Source organism: Anabaena sp. PCC 7938 (genome assembly GCF_049315035.1).
GTDB lineage: Bacteria > Cyanobacteriota > Cyanobacteriia > Cyanobacteriales > Nostocaceae > Anabaena > Anabaena cylindrica.
In genome coordinates this window covers 1,142,872-1,160,380 of sequence record NZ_CP186034.1, presented here as the reverse complement: position 1 = coordinate 1,160,380, position 17,509 = coordinate 1,142,872, and the positions used below count along the sequence as shown (strand labels likewise).

The 17,509-nt window shown below is 39.4% G+C and carries 18 protein-coding genes; 8 read left to right on the top strand and 10 right to left on the bottom strand.

Annotated elements, in window-relative coordinates; all coding sequences use genetic code 11:
* Positions 1-36: 36 nt before the first annotated feature.
* From ACOWPH_RS05630 to bchI, 4 genes are all read right to left on the bottom strand, one after another.
* Positions 37-309: a hypothetical protein gene (locus tag ACOWPH_RS05630; RefSeq protein WP_015214445.1), complete on the bottom strand. Its 273-nt coding sequence runs from the start codon at positions 307-309 to the stop codon at positions 37-39.
* A 211-nt stretch (positions 310-520) separates the two neighbouring features.
* Positions 521-1,813: a tetratricopeptide repeat protein gene (locus tag ACOWPH_RS05625; RefSeq protein ID WP_081593683.1), complete on the bottom strand. Its 1,293-nt coding sequence runs from the start codon at positions 1,811-1,813 to the stop codon at positions 521-523.
* 179 nt (positions 1,814-1,992) lie between these two features.
* A complete protein-coding gene (locus ACOWPH_RS05620; protein ID WP_042464908.1) occupies positions 1,993-2,310 on the bottom strand; it encodes a hypothetical protein in 318 nt (105 codons plus the stop codon).
* Positions 2,311-2,433: 123 nt separating this feature from the next.
* Positions 2,434-3,552 carry a magnesium chelatase ATPase subunit I gene (bchI, locus tag ACOWPH_RS05615; protein ID WP_015214442.1) on the bottom strand — a complete coding sequence of 373 codons (1,119 nt, stop codon included), beginning with the start codon at positions 3,550-3,552 and terminating at the stop codon, positions 2,434-2,436.
* A gap of 200 nt (positions 3,553-3,752) precedes the next feature.
* Here bchI and ACOWPH_RS05610 point away from each other — a divergent pair, with 200 nt between their 5' ends.
* The 3 genes from ACOWPH_RS05610 (at position 3,753) to ACOWPH_RS05600 (ending at position 6,512) form a co-directional block, all read left to right on the top strand.
* Entirely contained in the window at positions 3,753-4,391 is a 639-nt protein-coding gene (locus tag ACOWPH_RS05610; protein ID WP_015214441.1) for a microcompartments protein, read from the top strand.
* A gap of 10 nt (positions 4,392-4,401) precedes the next feature.
* Complete coding sequence (locus ACOWPH_RS05605; protein WP_015214440.1) at positions 4,402-5,211, top strand: pentapeptide repeat-containing protein; 810 nt, start codon at positions 4,402-4,404, stop codon at positions 5,209-5,211.
* Between the two features lie 281 nt (positions 5,212-5,492).
* Positions 5,493-6,512 (top strand): ABC transporter ATP-binding protein, encoded by a 1,020-nt coding sequence (locus ACOWPH_RS05600; protein WP_015214439.1) that lies wholly within the window; start codon positions 5,493-5,495, stop codon positions 6,510-6,512.
* Positions 6,513-6,592: 80 nt separating this feature from the next.
* Here ACOWPH_RS05600 and ACOWPH_RS05595 read toward each other — a convergent pair whose 3' ends face one another.
* On the bottom strand, positions 6,593-7,528 hold the full coding sequence (locus ACOWPH_RS05595; RefSeq protein ID WP_015214438.1) for a hypothetical protein: 936 nt from the start codon (positions 7,526-7,528) through the stop codon (positions 6,593-6,595).
* Positions 7,529-7,854: 326 nt separating this feature from the next.
* On the opposite strand from ACOWPH_RS05595, the gene ACOWPH_RS05590 reads away from it, so the two are divergent.
* Both ACOWPH_RS05590 and ACOWPH_RS05585 read left to right on the top strand, forming a co-directional pair.
* Positions 7,855-8,730: an ABC transporter permease gene (locus ACOWPH_RS05590; protein WP_015214437.1), complete on the top strand. Its 876-nt coding sequence runs from the start codon at positions 7,855-7,857 to the stop codon at positions 8,728-8,730.
* Between the two features lie 43 nt (positions 8,731-8,773).
* On the top strand, positions 8,774-9,151 hold the full coding sequence (locus ACOWPH_RS05585) for a hypothetical protein (RefSeq protein WP_015214436.1): 378 nt from the start codon (positions 8,774-8,776) through the stop codon (positions 9,149-9,151).
* 125 nt (positions 9,152-9,276) lie between these two features.
* On the opposite strand, the gene ACOWPH_RS05580 is transcribed toward ACOWPH_RS05585, so the two are convergent.
* A complete protein-coding gene (locus ACOWPH_RS05580) occupies positions 9,277-9,714 on the bottom strand; it encodes a peroxiredoxin (RefSeq protein WP_015214435.1) in 438 nt (145 codons plus the stop codon).
* Positions 9,715-9,909: 195 nt separating this feature from the next.
* Here ACOWPH_RS05580 and ACOWPH_RS05575 point away from each other — a divergent pair, with 195 nt between their 5' ends.
* From ACOWPH_RS05575 to ACOWPH_RS05565, 3 genes are all read left to right on the top strand, one after another.
* Positions 9,910-10,314, top strand: a complete 405-nt coding sequence (locus ACOWPH_RS05575; RefSeq protein ID WP_015214434.1) for an Npun_F0494 family protein — start codon at positions 9,910-9,912, stop codon at positions 10,312-10,314.
* A 174-nt stretch (positions 10,315-10,488) separates the two neighbouring features.
* The gene (cobQ, locus tag ACOWPH_RS05570) at positions 10,489-11,967 is read left to right on the top strand and encodes a cobyric acid synthase CobQ (protein ID WP_015214433.1); all 1,479 of its coding nucleotides are present in this window, start codon (positions 10,489-10,491) and stop codon (positions 11,965-11,967) included.
* A 15-nt stretch (positions 11,968-11,982) separates the two neighbouring features.
* The gene (locus ACOWPH_RS05565; RefSeq protein WP_015214432.1) at positions 11,983-12,222 is read left to right on the top strand and encodes a 2Fe-2S iron-sulfur cluster-binding protein; all 240 of its coding nucleotides are present in this window, start codon (positions 11,983-11,985) and stop codon (positions 12,220-12,222) included.
* A gap of 213 nt (positions 12,223-12,435) precedes the next feature.
* On the opposite strand, the gene ACOWPH_RS05560 is transcribed toward ACOWPH_RS05565, so the two are convergent.
* From ACOWPH_RS05560 to ACOWPH_RS05545, 4 genes are all read right to left on the bottom strand, one after another.
* A complete protein-coding gene (locus ACOWPH_RS05560; protein ID WP_015214431.1) occupies positions 12,436-14,544 on the bottom strand; it encodes a lipoxygenase family protein in 2,109 nt (702 codons plus the stop codon).
* Between the two features lie 352 nt (positions 14,545-14,896).
* The gene (locus tag ACOWPH_RS05555; protein ID WP_015214430.1) at positions 14,897-15,334 is read right to left on the bottom strand and encodes an SRPBCC family protein; all 438 of its coding nucleotides are present in this window, start codon (positions 15,332-15,334) and stop codon (positions 14,897-14,899) included.
* A 96-nt stretch (positions 15,335-15,430) separates the two neighbouring features.
* Positions 15,431-16,882 (bottom strand): 9,9'-di-cis-zeta-carotene desaturase, encoded by a 1,452-nt coding sequence (zds, locus tag ACOWPH_RS05550; RefSeq protein ID WP_015214429.1) that lies wholly within the window; start codon positions 16,880-16,882, stop codon positions 15,431-15,433.
* Between the two features lie 306 nt (positions 16,883-17,188).
* Positions 17,189-17,362: a ribbon-helix-helix protein, CopG family gene (locus ACOWPH_RS05545; RefSeq protein ID WP_015214428.1), complete on the bottom strand. Its 174-nt coding sequence runs from the start codon at positions 17,360-17,362 to the stop codon at positions 17,189-17,191.
* Positions 17,363-17,509: the final 147 nt, after the last annotated feature.

The window sequence follows — 17,509 nt, the reverse complement described above, 5'->3', positions numbered from 1 at the left end:
CAGCATGGGGTAAATGCACCAACCTTCTGGCTATGATTATCTCCACACATAGCGACCAGGAACCCGAAATCTCCGTCCATTTTGTTGCGTCCAATAAGGAGCAACCCAGACTCTACGTCTTGTTTGAACTTGTACAGGTCTACGGTTAACAACTCGACGTTGAATAACTTTTACAGGTCCACGATTAACAACTCGACGTTGAACAACCTGTACTTGTCTATATTGTGCTGATGCTGATTCTGGTAGAATAGTCATGCCTAAAGGTATAGCAAGCATGACACCAGTGATAGCAGTAATAATTTTTTTCATCGAAATTTTCCTGTCAACAACTTATTTCAGGTTGTAAATCAAACCTTGTTATTGTTTGACTTGTCACACCAGTTATCCTATAAGTTTAATTTTGAATTTACTAGTTACTAAAGTCACTAATGCAACCATGACTTTAGTCCGTATTAAAATATGACAGAAGTCATGAGGTAAAGGGGAACAGGGAAAATAGGAGATAATTACGAATTACGAATTACGAATTACGAATTAATCCCATTTGTTGTAATCCTTGACACAGACGTTGTGCTTCTTGGGGATTGTGTTGCTCATGGAGAGCGATCGCATATTCAAAAGCCGCTAAACTATTTTCAACATCGCCGACTTTCAACAGCACTACCCCTAAATTTTGATAAGCTTCTGCATAATCAGGATTTAATTGTATAGCTTGGTCATAACAATCAATAGCCTCAGCAAATAAATTCATAGCTTTACATACCATCCCTAAATTGTAATAACCAGTTATAAAACTAGAGTCAATTTTTATAGCCGTTTCATAAGCAATTTTTGCTCCTGGCAAATCTCCCGTAGCTTTGAGTAAATTTCCTAAATTGTTATATCCTCCCAACTTCAACAGAGGATAAATCGGCAATTTCACAGCAGCTTGATAATGGGAAATTGCTTGAGGTACATTCTTTAAATGTGTATGAGCAATTCCTAAATGATAATTTAACTCATACAAAATATCATAATTAGTTTCATTTATATCTTGATTAATAGCATTTTCGACTTTATTTAATTGAGAATCTTTCAGCCAGTGCAAGGGTGTTTTTTTTGTAGAACTGCGTTTTCCCATTGCCTGATTTAAACCATAATTTAATAATTCCATTCCCTCATTAATTTTACCCATTTCCACATACAAAGCTCCCAACTTACTACAAACATAAGCATCATGGGGATTAGCTGCAAAAAATTCCTCCATAGCGGCTGCGGCTTTCGCATATTTATTTTGTTGATTAATTACAGCTTTTTGATAGCCAGCATGGAGAATAGCCACCTCTGGTAAATAGCCAATTTGCCAATAGGTTTCCTTAGTTAAAATTGACGTAATACTATCATCAACTAGCGCATGATAAGGGCGTTCAAAGCGAATATCTGGATGATTGCGAAAGAGTCGAGAAACCAAAGAATAAGGTGATTGAGTCGCACCAACTTCTTGACGGACAAGATTAATTAATAAATAATCTTCTATATTAATTGCTGCTTGCAAATAAGGCGCTATTTCTGGTGTCAGACTTTCATCAGCATCTAATACTAAAATCCAGTCTCCCGTCACATATTTTAAAGCTTCATTACGAGCAGCACTAAAGTCATTACACCATTGAAAATAATGTACTTTTGCGCCAAACTGTGCAGCAATTTGGGGAGTTTTATCAGTTGAACCTGTATCGAGAACTACAATTTCGTCTGCCACATTTTTGACACTTTGCAAACATTTTGGTAGGTTAATTTCCTCATTTTTGACAATCATGCACAAGCTGAGTTTCATAAATTAATCGTTTTTTCTTTAGTAATAACTTATGTACACTTTCTTGGCAAGCCGGTCTAAAAAAACATCAACATCAAATAGACATCTGGTGGTAATTAAATGTGCGTGGCTTGAAACCCTTGTAGAGACGTTCCACCGGAACGTCTCTAAAATCATTTTCACTCCTATGTCTAATCCGTTTATAGAGTCCGAATTAAATCCGCAAAACCATAAATACTGATACCCAGTAACAGCAATGCTGTTAATTGCGTAATAAATCTTTGAGGCGAGGGTGGGTTAGCGTGGGCTATTGTAGATATCCATTCCCGCACTAAAATAGAAATAGATGCACCGACGACGAAACTCAAGCCCAGCACTAGATAAGCCAGATCTGGGACTATGGTTGTAATTCCCAGCATTGCGATCGCTAGAGAAAGCATCAATAATTCAATAAATCGCGGGGGATTATATTGACTAGATAAAATAACAGTGTTGATACACATATTTAAAAATCTCATAATATTATATAAAGTAATTGTGCAGAATCAATTATGTAGTTGTGGGAGGGAATAGGGAATAGGGAATAGGTAAAATTAGTTTTATCAATTACCCATCACCAATCACCCATCACCCATCACCCATTACCTAACCCCAGTTTTCATACCTGTGCCGTTTTTCTGTGCTGAGTCTTCTGGTAATTCCACACCAAAAACGCGACAAAACACTTTTTCAACTTTATAGCCAGTATCAATGGATTCCAAGGGGTCTTTCCGCAAACGGTGACGCAGACATAATGTAATTACCCGTCGAATATCATCAACTGTAACTTCTGTCCGTCCTTCAAATGAGGTTAAAGCCTTAGCAGCGCGGTTGGTAACAATGTCACCCCGCAAACCGTCTACATCTAATTCTGAACAAACTTCCGAAATTTTTACCCTCAAGTCATAGTCAAGGTTAACTTTTGGTAATAATTCCTGAGCATTGACAATTTGCTGTTGTAATGCTTCCTGGGGAGTTTTATGTTGTTCTAAATATACGGCAGGATTTTGGTCAAATTCTCCCCGTTCTTCCACAATTTGCACCCGCAAAGCCGGCTCTTTCACCGTGTGAATTTCTGCGTGCATTCCAAAACGGTCGAGTAACTGGGGACGCAATTCCCCTTCTTCTGGATTTCCCGAACCAACCAGAACAAACCGCGCTGGGTGACGGATAGAAATACCTTCCCGTTCCACAGTGTTCCAACCACTAGCAGCAGAATCGAGAAGTACATCTACTAAGTGGTCATCTAATAAGTTGACTTCATCAACATAAAGAATCCCTCTGTTAGCTTTGGCTAGTAGCCCTGGTTCAAAAGCTTTCACACCTTCAGATAAAGCTTTTTCAATGTCGATAGTACCGCAAACCCGGTCTTCAGTTGCGCCTAATGGTAAATCTACCATTTGCACCTTTTTATGATCTATGGGAATTTCTCCCCCTTCTGCTAGTAATTGACGGACTTCATCACTCATCAAATCCGGGTCATTGGGGTCACTATTGAAGGGGTCGTTAGCGACTACGGGGATTTCTGGCAGCAGGTCTGCCAAAGCACGGATGGTTGTAGATTTGCCGGTGCCGCGATCGCCCATAATCATTACACCACCAATTTTGGGATCAATCACATTTAACAACAATGCCAGTTTCATTTCTTCCTGGCCGACAATTGCTGTAAATGGAAAGACCGCGCGACGCGCACTTACTTTAGTTTGAGCAGTTGAAGTCACTAAATTACCTTAACAATACTTTTGTGATTACAATTCTTTATTTTGCCACATCTGGGGAGGCTAAGGGGCAGGGAAGCAGAGCAGCAAAATAATTAATCAGTACCTTCAACCTCAGATTCTATTTTGCTCATGTAGCTTTTATCGTAAACTCATATATTGCATATAGAGAACATTTACCCTCATGACTGGAGAGCGAAACCTTGGGCATAGAACTACGCAGTTTTGTATTTCTAGACAATCTGCAACCTCAACACGCCGCATATATGGGAACAGTAGCCCAAGGATTCTTACCATTACCAGGGGATACATCCCTGTGGATTGAAATTTCACCAGGTATCGAAATTAATAAAATTACAGATGTTGCCCTTAAGTCGGCTTCTGTCCGTCCAGGAGTACAGGTAGTAGAAAGATTGTATGGACTCTTAGAAATTCATTCTGGTTCTCAAGGGGAAACACGAGCCGCAGGCCAAGCTATTTTAGCAATGCTGGGAGTCAAAAAAGAAGACTGTCTCAAACCCCGTGTAGTTTCTAGCCAGATTATTCGCAATATTGATGCTTACCAAACCCAACTGATTAACCGCACACGCAGAGGACAACTGCTACTCGCAGGACAAACACTGTATGTATTAGAAGTTGAACCAGCTGCTTACGCTGCCCTAGCTGCCAATGAAGCCGAGAAAGCAGCCGCAATTAACATTTTAGAAGTACAAGCCGTAGGTAGCTTTGGCCGGCTTTATTTAGGTGGACATGAAAGAGATATTTTAGCCGGTGCAGCAGGAGCTTTAACAGCAATTGAAAATGTACCTGGTCGTACACCCCAGAGTCAGCGTCAGGAATAAAGGAGCAAAAATGGTAAATCAAAAGCATTTAGCCTTACTTCAAGCAGGTGCAGTTACATGGATAGAGTGGAGAAAGCAAAATCCCCAAATTGAAATAGACCTCAGCACCGCTAATTTGCAAGGGGAAAACCTCCGGGGTGCAAATCTCCAAGGAGTTAATTTCACCAAAGTAGATTTAAGTCACGCTTTACTAGTACGCACAAATTTGATGTTTGCGAATTTAACCAATGCTAACCTTTCTCAAGCCAAGCTAATTGAAGCTAACCTGAGTCAAGCTAACTTGAGTATTGCTAATTTCAGCGGTGCAGACTTGACACAGGCCGATTTAAGCCAGGTAAATTTAATCGGTGCTAATTTGAGTGATGCCAATCTCAGAAATGCTGTGATCACAGATGCTAATTTGATTGGTACTGATTTTAGCAACGCTATATTAAATGATGCAGATTTAGCAGCGGCCAAGCTCATCCGCAGTAATCTGAGTTTTGCTAACTTAATTGGTGCTAATTTAATTGCTGCTGACCTGAGTGAAGCTAATTTATATGACGCAGAAGTAATGACAGCTTACCTTTACAAAGCGAATTTGTCTAAAGCTAATTTAACTAGAGTGCATTTGGGGAGTTCATACTTATTCAAAGCTAATTTGAGTGAGGCTAATTTGACGAATGCTGATTTAAGTTGGAGTAATTTAAGATATGCAAATTTAGCAGGTGCAAATCTTCAGCGTGCTAACCTCAGAGGTGCAAATCTTCAAGGTGCTAACCTCAAGGGTGCAAATTTGCAAGATACAATTATGCCTGATTCATCAAGAAACCACTGCTAGAAAAATAAATAAAGTCGGAAAAGTTTAATAACTCCTATGGGAGAATATCTAAAAAGTCCCAAATTATACTAGAAAATCCTTTCCGTAGATAAGCACATCCCCATACAGGGTTGTTCCTCTTTGATTCTGGGTAAGCATAAAATTCAGCGGTTTTAGCCCTAAGATTGGCAAAATCTAAATTTTCTCAAGAATAGTAGAACAGAACTCATCACAGCTAACGCCCAACTCGTACAATAGAAGATAGATTGTTGAGAATTGTATAGTTAGGGATTATAGCTGTCATGGCTCCCGCCGTTTTAATTGAAAATCTACAAAAATGCTACGGTACTGTTGAGGCTGTCAAAGATGTCTCCTTTCAGGTACAACCTGGGGAAATCTTTGGCTTACTCGGGCCCAATGGTGCAGGGAAAACTACCACTCTCCGGGCTTTGTGTACGCTGACAACCCCTGATGCTGGCAAAATCGAGGTTTCGGGAATTTCGGCGTTAGCTAATCCCAAACTAGCACGGCAAAAGCTGGGTTATGTGGCTCAAGAAGTGGCTTTAGATAAGATGCTGACGGGTAAGGAGTTGCTGCAATTGCAAGCGGCACTTTATCATCTTCCTCGTGCAGTTATCAAACAGCGGATTAACAATGTATTAGATTTACTGGGTTTACAAGAATACGCTGATAAAAAAACCGGCACCTATTCTGGTGGTTTACGCAAACGCTTAGATTTGGCTGCTGGTTTACTTCATTCTCCAGATGTGTTGGTGTTGGATGAACCAACGGTAGGGCTTGACATTGAAAGCCGTTTCGTAGTATGGGAATTTCTGCGGAAGTTACGCGCTGCGGGAACAACGGTTGTGATTACCAGCCATTATTTAGAAGAAGTTGATGCTTTAGCTGATAGGGTAGCAATCATAGATCGCGGTCTAGTTATTGCTAATGGTACACCTTCGCAGTTAAAAGACCAAGTTGGGGGCGATCGCATTACTCTCCGTATCCGCGAATTTTCACCCAGCGACGAGGCAGACAAAGCTAAAAATCTGTTGGAGGCGTTACCTTTTGTTCACGAAATCATCATCAATAACGCCCAAGGTAACTCCTTAAATTTGGTAGTCACACCCCAAAATGATGCTTTAATTACTATTCAGCAAGCCTTAAATAATGTCGGTTTACCGATTTTTGGTATTGCTCAATCTCGTCCTAGTTTAGATGATGTTTATCTGGCTGCAACTGGAAAAACTTTGATGGATGCGGAATTAGCTGCTGTTGCTAACCGTGATCCTAAAGCGGAGAAAAAGCAAAATATGAGATAGTTTAATTGGGAATTAGGAATTGAGAGATGGAAAGAAGATTTTTTTCTCCTAATTCCTAAATCCTCGCAATTTTAGTGCAATCAACTTCCAAACCTAGCTAATAATTCCTCACGCGAAATATTCGACAAATTGAGTAGTAAGTCAGTCCTTTCCGGTAGAGAAAGCTCCATGATAGGAGTAATAATTGCAGATAATTTCTCATCTATAGCGCCAAAACGACCTGTTAGTAAACTCACTACCATCAAACGCTGTCCGTCTAAACTACCTTCCTGTCTACCTTCTTGTCGTCCTGCTTGCAGTCCTTCTTGTCGCCATTCTTCCCGTTGTTTGAGATACGCTGGTGATAAGTTCATAATTAATTCTCTCTCTTCATCATTTACATTATCTGTCACTTCTATATTTTTGCGCCAAGACGCTAAAATCTCTAGTAGGTGATCCCATTTTTCAGTATCTTCTGATAGTTTAACCAATTCTTCTACAGCTTGTTTTTGGGTTTTTCCTTTTCCCAACACTCTTAACCATAGAGTATCTGGACTAGTCGGTAACTGATTAATAGCAACAATAGCTGTTTTTAAGAATTCTGGCAAAAAATAAACCCCTTCACCCCAACTAGGTGAGTTTTGCAGTTGTGCGCTAAATCCGTTCAGCATTCTCACAGAACATGAAGGGGTTAAAATCCATAAATATGGTAATTGTCCTTCAGATATAGACCGTTTTTCTCGTTTAGCTTGTCGCAATAAATCGCTATGAACGGTATATAATTTTAGCAAACAACTCCTAATCTCTATTTCACTTGGAGCATTACGAAACGGTTCAAATAGACAGCTTGTGACTGCCATTTTTGCTAATAATTCTAATTCCAACTTATCAGACGGATTTGAATTATTGGGAACAAACCAAACATCTATTTCCCGAACTTCGCTTTTAACATCTTTGCCGGTTTCTGCATTACCTAAAGAAGTTAATAACTCCTGTAAATATTCTTTTGCAAATTGATCATGTGGCTGTCGAGTCATAAAACTTTAACTGTTGATTACTCTAATCAGAGAGTTTATCGAAACACAAAAAACACTAATTGACTTACAGCGGATTTCGCGGTTATAAGGTACATATCTAGCGGGCAAGATGCCCGCACCACAAAAGTTTCATTGTTCAAGTTTGTATCTCATTTAAATGAAATCCGCTGTAGGTGATTAATTTGTGAATAGTCTATCAATGATTTTTTGTTATAATATGGTGTTAAGAATTATAAATATTCTTTGCTTATTAAAAATTGCAGAATATTTATAATCTTTACTGATTAATTTTATCACTGTGTATTTGAACTTTGGACAAAATCGCTATGAAGACTGATATGAATTGGCAACAATTAGCCGCACCTACGGTTGTTACTGAAACCACTCCCAGTTTCTTTGGTGAATTAGTTCAAGAAACTCTGGCTTTAACTCGTCGTCTATTTATCCAATTACAACGCCGTCCTTCTAGTCTGGTAGCAGGAATTATTCAACCGGTGATGTGGTTGGTTTTATTTGGTGCATTATTTCAAAATGCCCCTAAAGGTTTATTTGGAAGTACGACAAATTACGGTCAATTTTTGGCAGCTGGTGTAATTGTTTTTACCGCTTTTGCTGGGGCTTTGAATGCCGGTTTACCTGTGATGTTCGACAGGGAATTTGGTTTTTTAAATCGGTTACTGGTTGCACCTTTAGCTTCTCGCTTCTCGATTGTCTTTGCCTCTGCTATCTTTATTATTAGCCAAAGTTTACTGCAAGCGGCTGTAATTGTGGCAGCAGCGGCGTTTTTAGGGGCTGGTTTACCGGATGCGGCTGGGTTAAGTGCGATCGCTCTCATTGTCTTACTTCTGGCTTTGGGTGTCACCGCTATTTCTCTCGGTTTGGCTTTTGCTTTACCCGGTCACATTGAACTGATCGCAGTAATTTTTGTTACTAACCTGCCTTTACTCTTCGCCAGCACAGCTTTAGCACCATTATCCTTTATGCCTAGTTGGTTGCAGGTCATCGCTACCCTCAATCCTCTTAGCTATGCAATTGAACCAATTCGCTATTTATACCTTCATAGCACTTGGGGATTAAATGATATCGTCATGCACGCTTTTTGGGGTGATGTTACCTTTGGGGGAGCATTGTTAGTCTTAGTAGGTTTTGCGTTGGTGGCTTTACTCGCCATTCAACCCCAATTACGCAAAACTCTTGCTTAAGATAGAAGCATCATTAACTCAGTCAAATACGAGGGGAAATTTCATGAAAAGACCATTTTTACCAGTTCACAAAATTTTAGTTGCGACTTTTGCGGGAATTAGCTTTGCTTCCCTGCTAGTAGCACAACCTAGTTTAGCTGATCTTAATCAACCTCTTGGTGGTTTGGAGAGCGAACGCAATACCAATTTCTCCGGTAATGGTTCAGATTTCAATATGTTTAACCTGATTCATCAGGCCAATTTTGGAACACTCAACTGGAATCCTGATCAACAGAATCAAAAGTTGGATGACGCAGCAGCAGCATTTAAAGCTAGACAAGAAAAACTAATTCAAGGTCAGCAACGGCAAAATCCATCTTCAACCTTGACTACATCTGGAGAAAATACACCATCGAGGCTATTATTACCGTCAGATAAATGAAAACTCAAAACCTCAACTCCTAACCTTGATTTGGTGGGAGTTGAGGTCAAACAATCTTGGATTTTGGATTTGTTTAGATTGAAAATCTAAAATTCGGTCAGTTAGCTGAGTGCTGTTATGAAAAACTACAAGCCCAGTACTGCTAAAACATCACTAGCGTGGGTACTAGTGTTCACAGCACTGTCAACATGAATGATTTTACCATTGGGGTCAATTACGAAAGTGACGCGCTTGGCATAACCGCCACCATCAACATCAAAAGCGCTGATGAGGGCTTTGTCGGTGTCAACTAGTAAGGGAAAATTCAGATTATATTTAGCGGTGAATGCTTGATGGGCAGCCTCATCATCAGCACTAACTCCCAATACCACAACATTTTTACCTTGATATTCAGGTTGGGCATCCCGGAAACTACAAGCTTGTTTGGTGCAGCCTGGCGTATCATCTTTGGGGTAGAAATACACAACTACCGTCTTACCAGCAAAATCAGATAATGAAACTGTGTTGCCGTTTGTATCTTTAGCGGTAAATGCAGGCGCATCTGTACCAACTGCTAGTGGCATAATTAACCTTTCCTGTTTCAGATTGTTGATGCACTTGAAATTTTACAGTAATTTACAATATTTATAGAAATTGTTATGGGAATCTGCTTTGATTCCTGATACAGCAGGTGACTGGGAACAGACAACAGAAAATAACCTTTTCTAGCTCTTACCTCTTCCTTTCACCTGTCACCTGTCACCTGTCACCTGTTACCTATGCCTACTATTGATTTTTCCAACCCTAAACCCTTTGTTTATACCCCAAAAACACTCTTAAGAGCCGAGCGATCGCTCATTTGTTCACCCTTTGATCTCAGTTTATTTACAGCCATGCGGACTCAGAGTGTTTCCGTGAGTGCGATCGCTATGGAAAAAGGTGTTAAACAAGGTTACACCAAACGCCCTTTATCAGAATTGAACTGTGATAACGCTTTCGATTGGTTGATTGAAGTCGGAGTCCTACGGCGAGAAGTCGATGGACAAGGCATTACAGACGGTTTTCGCCTCACTCCCCTTGGTCATCAGTTGCTAGAAAAAATTACCGAACATAATTGGCGTACACCGTCATGGTGCGATCGCTTAGATGATGCCCTAACTCGTTGGTTTCGACTACCATTCTAGATTAAAAATTAACCGGTTAAGATAAGCAAGGAAAAGTAAAAACTGGGGTAAAGAAGTAGCAAACTTAACCCTATGTATTGATCTGCTCTTTTTAAAGTTTGATCAGCAAATTGCTATAACAGGGTTCAATCCTCCAATTGCCGCACCATCGCCAAAAATACTAATAGTCAAATTATGAAAGCAATTATGGTAGTGGGGACAACATCCCACGCAGGGAAATCACTGTTAACTACAGCTATTTGCCGCATTTTATCCCGTCGTGGCTGGCGAGTAGCTCCCTTTAAAGGTCAAAATATGGCTTTAAATGCTTATGTTACTCCCACCGGAGGAGAAATAGGCTACGCTCAAGCGGTGCAAGCTTGGGCTGCGGGAGTCATTCCTTCAGTAGAAATGAACCCAATTTTACTTAAACCCCAAGGAGATATGACATCTCAAGTCATCCTCAAGGGCAGACCTATAGGTAAAGTTAGTGCTACAGATTATTACGAGCAATATTTTGACCTGGGTTGGCGGACAATTGAAGAATGTCTACAACACCTAGCCACAGAATTTGATATGTTAGTTTGTGAAGGTGCAGGTAGTCCAGCAGAAATTAACCTCAAGCACCGCGACTTAACTAATATGCGGGTAGCAAAACATTTAAATGCACCCACACTTTTAGTAGTTGATATTGACCGAGGAGGCGCTTTTGCTCATGTAGTCGGAACTCTAGAATTACTTGACCCCGACGAACGCGCTTTAATTAAAGGCGTAGTTATTAACAAATTCCGAGGACAACGTTCAATTCTCGAACCGGGAATCAAATGGTTAGAAGAGCGCACTGGTATTCCTGTAGTTGGCGTTATCCCCTATTTAGAAGAAGTTTTTCCTGCTGAAGACTCCCTAGATTTATTGGAACGCAAACCTTATAAAGCCCAAGCTGAACTGAATATAGCCGTTATTCGTTTACCGAGAATAGCCAATTTTACCGACTTTGATCCACTGGAATCAGAATCTTCAGTCTCAGTAAAATACTTGAGTCCCAAGCAAGATTTAGGGCATCCTGACGCAGTAATTCTACCAGGAACAAAAACTACAATTGCCGACTTGATAGTTTTGCAAAAAAGCGGCATGGCGGAAGCCATTCAACATTATGCTGCTTCTGGGGGAACAGTTTTAGGTATCTGTGGCGGTTATCAAATGCTAGGTCAGATGATAGCAGATCCAGAAGGAGTAGAGGGACAAGCTGGTAGGTTTCAAGGGTTAAATTTATTACCCATCAAAACAGTAATGACAGGACAAAAAATTGCTCGTCAGCGTCAAGTTACTTCCAATTATCCGCAAATGGGCTTACCTGTAAATGGATTTGAAATTCATCAAGGGCGATCGCGCATAGAACAGCCAGAAATAGATTCTAAAGCCTACCAACCCCTATTTGATGATATTAATTTAGGACTAGTGGATAGTTGTCAATCTGTTTGGGGCAGTTATTTACACGGTTTGTTTGATAATGGCCCTTGGCGACGTGCTTGGCTTAACCGTCTCCGTCAACAGCGCGGCTTGAAATCTTTACCCACAGGAGTTGCTAATTATCGAGAACAGCGAGAGCAAATTTTGGACTCTTTAGCCACTCAAATTGAAAGCCATTTAAACCTAACTCCATTTTTGTCTTAGATAAACACTTATCTCATGAGTATTAGCATCCACTTCTTACCAGATGATGTCACCGTTAATGCTGAAGTAGGAGAATCCCTGTTAGATGTAGCAGATCGGGCAGGAGTCTCCATTCCCACTGGTTGTCTAATGGGGACTTGTCATGCTTGCACAGTCGAACTAGATGATGGGGAAGTCATTCGTGCTTGCATTACTCCAGTTCCACCAGAAAAGGAGAAATTGACCATTAATTTGTTTAGCGATCCAACTTGGTAATTAATGGCTAGTACAGCACAGCGTAAATAAACCAACAGTTCGCAATCGCTAAAAAGCTTACTCCATATTATTTTTGATAGGACTTACGCACCAGTCACGGAAAATCGTATCGCTAAAGCGAAGCGTGTCGAAGACATACCGCAGAGGACGCAGAGAAATAAGAGTTTGAGAGGTTTTATTGCGTAAGTTCTATTTGACTCCTGACTCCTAGCCCTAAATGTTGATACTTTGCGGAATTCTGGAAGGCAATAAATACTTGTAAGCTATCATCCTTTCACTATTTCGTTGATTAATTCTCTGCTCAATTTCTTGTAAATCTTGATGAAAATCCTGCAAAGCAACTTTCAATTTTTGGTTGCCTTGAGAAATTGATGTGGGATACTCACCCAGCTTAGTGTAGTATAAAGAACCGAGCAAATAGAGGATATTTATCTGTTCTTGTGCTTTTTCTAGCGATGGTAGACCATTGATAAAATCTTCCGATTCTTGGGAATTTGTTGGTGCTGGAGTATAGCGAGCGAAAGGAAATGCTGGCGTATATATCATCATTCCACGTTGCGGAAAATTCACAGCAGCGTGTTGAGCGCTGGCTGTAAAAATAATCGTCGAGATTGTTTTAACTAAATAATCTAGTGTTTTAATTTTTCCTTCTGCATCCTCACCAAAATTTTTCAACCGTCCCCCTTTGGGACTAGCTAATTTACCAGACCAACGCTGTAAATTTTTATCAGCAAAAATTAACCCATCATTCGTATAAAAATAACTTAAATAGGCATAAACCCATTTATAAATAGCATTCCAAATTAATGTTCCGTCATCTCGGTAAGGATAAATTGGTAGCTGGTCAGCATTATTAACGCCCCGACTATTTAAAGTATCAGGAAATGCTACCTCATGAAAATTAAACAAATAACTTTGTGCTGCTTTAATTGCTAATTTTTGTTCAGATTCAATAGTACCAACTAAGAGTGAATCTATAATCCCTTTTGGTGCTATTAAAGATTTATGAGCGCCATAATTTATGAGGACAGTACCCTGAAGATGAGGTTTCAGGAGTTGTTTGATTAAGTGATTATTGGGTAAATGATTAGTTGCAACAATAAAAGGCTCAATAACTAAATGTGTCCGGCCTAGATGACTTACCAACTCGTGATAGTTGCTATCAGCCATCTGCACAATGTTCTTAGCAGTCATCCAAGTTCCTGTTTCCAGGGGTGTAAATATAGACTGCTGACAACTAATTGCTATAGGTAATAGATAACGAGATGAACTACTCAGCGGCGGTACAGCAAATAGCGCAATGGGAGCAGCAACATATTTTTGTGCTTGAGGAAAACTACCATCTACTAAGTTATTTAATAAATCATAGTCTGCTAAATAAAGCCGACCTTCTTGTATTGCTGCTTCCAGAGAATCGGCAATACCTGCGATTTGGGTAATAATTTCTTGGTATTTTTCGTCAGTAATTGGTAAGCGCGGATCTATTTGTTTGATTTGCTTGAGCATGACTGGGTTAGGTCCAGCTACCTGCATATAAGCAAAAACTAAATCTTCTTGGAATTTATTAGCAATTTCTGGTTTAGATATCACTCTAAATTGTTTGTCGAAATCCTCAAGACCATTTTCAGAGTTTTTAGATATTTCTACAGAAGTTTCTGCAATTGGAGTTTGATGTTCAGCTAATTCTAATAATTTGGCATTGTATTTGATAATTTCTTTAAAAAATGCTTTGGTAGATTCTTTATTCGATTTGGCTACTACTGGTTGAGGATTTTTATTTAATAAATCTGTAAATTGTTTTTCTACTTTTACTACTTTTATATCTTTATTGGCTTGTTCAAAAAGTCTTTGCTGGAGATACGGATGAATTTGCTCATCAAGGTTTAAATTATCATCAATTTGTTTTAATGTTAATAATAAATCTGAAATATAGCTGTTTAAATAATCATCAGAATCTTCTTGATCTCTAATCGTACTGATGTTGTTGTTGATGTTTTTTAAAGAACTAAGCTTGTTATCTAAAAATGATTGATCAGTTTGGCTGTCACTATTAGGAATATTTTTTGCATTGCCATGAGTAGATTTAGAGGTATTGTTGAGATTAAGAATGGTGATGACAGTTAATAATAAACCCAGCCATTGAGCGCTGGGAAGTTCATCTTTAGGTAATAAAGGAAAATTGATTATTGGTAATTCAGGAATATCCGTCATAGCCAAAGGCTCTAGATAATTGTAGTTATATTGATATCTGTTACATTGTGTAGGGATAAAACGATTTAAGATTTTATAGAGAAATACAAGTGTATTCTTAAAAGTAAACATATTGACTCCTTTTCTCAAGTGATAATCATTATTTTTTAGACAATCACCTAATTTATCAAGAGTTTCTTAATTTTTGTAAATCAGGACTAGATTGCCTGTCAGTATGTTTAGCATATATAATTTTAATTACCATTTTATTTATGATGTTTTAATAATTACAAAAAAGGGAACAGGGAATAGGGGACAGATAAGAAACTTTAGTTCTGAGTTTAAAGCTCAGTCAAAAAAAACAGTGTCATTATTTCAATCTCATGTTTCTAAACATGAGTTTTTTCTGTTCCCTCTGAACCCCTACGGTAGATCACGACTTTCACCACCTTTTTGGGTAAGTCCTAGAGAAAATATATTTGTCTCAGACTTTATTCAAAGCGTATTCCTTAAACCGCTCCAAATCTGCTTGAATAGTGGACTCTACCACCTTTCCCAAAAACAAATTATCCATGAGTTTGCCCAAAAATCCAGGAATAGCGTAGGAAACAGTCATTTTGACAACGCTGCTAGTATGGCGATCATAAAAGCGAATTGCACCCTGATTTGGTAAACCATCAACTGATTCCCATTGGATAATTTGATTAGGAATAATTTTGAGCATGCGAGATTTCCAGGTAAAATCCCAACCACCAGTACTCAATTTCCACAGGGATATCTCTGGATCATCTGGTAAAATTTTCACCGAATCAATCCACTTCATCCAACGAGGCATTTGCTCTAAATCAGACCAGAGGCTCCATACTAATTCTATAGGAACCTCAACTTCTACCTGCACACTATGCTCTAACCATTCAGCCATTAGATTTTAGATTGATAATTGATAATTGGTAATTGGTGATTGATAATTGGTAATTGGTGATTGGTAATTAAATCCCTATTCCCTATTCCCCATTCCCTATTTCTTCACATTTTCCAGAATCACCTTAGCTGCACGTCCTCCAGAAATAGTTGCGCCTTCCATGCTGTCAATATAATCTTGCTGAGTATAACTACCTGCTAGAAAAAAATTAGGTATAGGTGTTTTTTGGTCTGGACGGTAAGCGTCCATTCCTGGTGCTTCCCGATAGAGAGACTGAGCCAGTTTTACTACACTGTACCAAGTCATGTTTAAATCTCTGGATGAAGGGAACAGTTCATGGACTTGTTTAAGGACGTGTTGTGCGATCGCATCATTACTTTGTTTAATAAAGGGATCTCCCGGTGTCAATACCAGTTGCAACAACGAACCTTCTCCAGGACGATAATAATCTGCGGGGCTAGTCAAAGCTAAATCAGCAAAACAGGAAAAATCTGCATCTGCGGTATATAACAAATTATCTATACCAGCCGCATGATTTAATTGTTTCCGCTTTTGGTCATCTTCTAGTTCCGTCACCCAACCATCAAAGCGTAGCTGTACTGTAGCGACTGGGACAGCATCAAGTTTATAAATATTATCAAATTCTGACCATTTGCGCCATGCTTGGGGTAAAACGCGCTGAATTCCCGGTACATCGCAAGCACAGAGATAAGCATCAGCGGTGATAACTTCTTCTGTATCACCTTGGGCAACTAATATACCTGTAACGTGGGTTTCTTCTCCCCCAAGAACATTAGATTCGGCAAACTGAATTTCCCGCACTTGACGACGGGTATATATTTTAGTGCCTCTAGCTTCTAAGTATTCAACAATCGGTTTATGTAAATATTCCTGTGGTGAACCTTCCAGCATCCGCAGAATTGAAGCCTCAGTTCTGACTGCGAAAAACTGGAAAATTGTCAACATACAACGGGCAGAAATATTATCACAATCTATAAAACCAAGGGCGTAAGCGATGGGGTTCCATAGACGTTTGATGCTGCCTTTACTACCCCCATGACTATAAAACCAGTCTGAAAAGCTGATTTTATCTAATTTGCGGATAGTTTTCATTGCCCCATCAAAGTCTATTAAACCTTGGACGATGGGGCTAGTTCCGAGTGCGATCGCATTTTGGAATTTATCCTGGAGTGAAAGTTGGGAAGTTGTAAAAAACGCCTTTAACCCATTAAAGGGCGCACCTGTGATAAAACGGAAATCTAAAGCCCCTGTGCGCCCACCTTTATTGATAAAAGTATGACTATGTTCTTTTAGGCGTAAATTATCACCAGATCCCACCTTCTCCATTAACCTAAATAGATTGTAGTAGCAGCCAAAAAATACGTGTAACCCCATTTCAACATGGTTGCCATCACCATCTACCCAACTGCCAACTTTTCCACCTATAAACGGGCGAGATTCAAAAATTTGCACCTCACAACCCGCATCAGCTAAATCTACCGCAGCTGCCAGTCCAGCTAGTCCTGCACCTACAATTGCAACACGCATTCCCTTATTCCTTTATGGCTTACGCCACACGGCGCTATCAGTTTCTTTACAAATTGTAACTGCCTTGGTGTCGGAATTTCCTATTTAGCTGGAAACAAGAGGCAGGAGGCAGGAGGCAGAAGACAGGAGACAGGAGAATTTTAGATTTTGGATTGAACAATCTAAAATTAAAATAGTCGCTACCCTGCGTCCGCTTCGCTAATCAAAACCCGAAATCAAACGGGCAGGAGCCAGAAGAAAGATCAATACCTTCTCCATTTTCTCCATTTTCTCCATCTTCCCTATCTACCCATCTCTCCTATTTCCTCAGCTTTTCTCCTTAGAGTCTTCAGAAAGAGGTAAACTTCTAATCAGTTCTCGAATGATATCAGTAGCTGGTCTACCTGTTTGTTGACAATATTTTTCTAGCTTTTCTGCTTCCTGTGTTGCTAGGTTAACAGTTATACGTTTAACGGCCCATTTTTTATTTGTCATTATCATGCAGGTTGCTGTTTATTAATGGATGGATAAAGAATTCGATTGCAAAAGTAAAAAACGATAGTATCAGAATTTGCTTCCAGGAAATAGCAAAGTTCCTAATATCATTAAGAATTTTCGATAAAGAATTTTCGCTTCTTCAAGGTATAG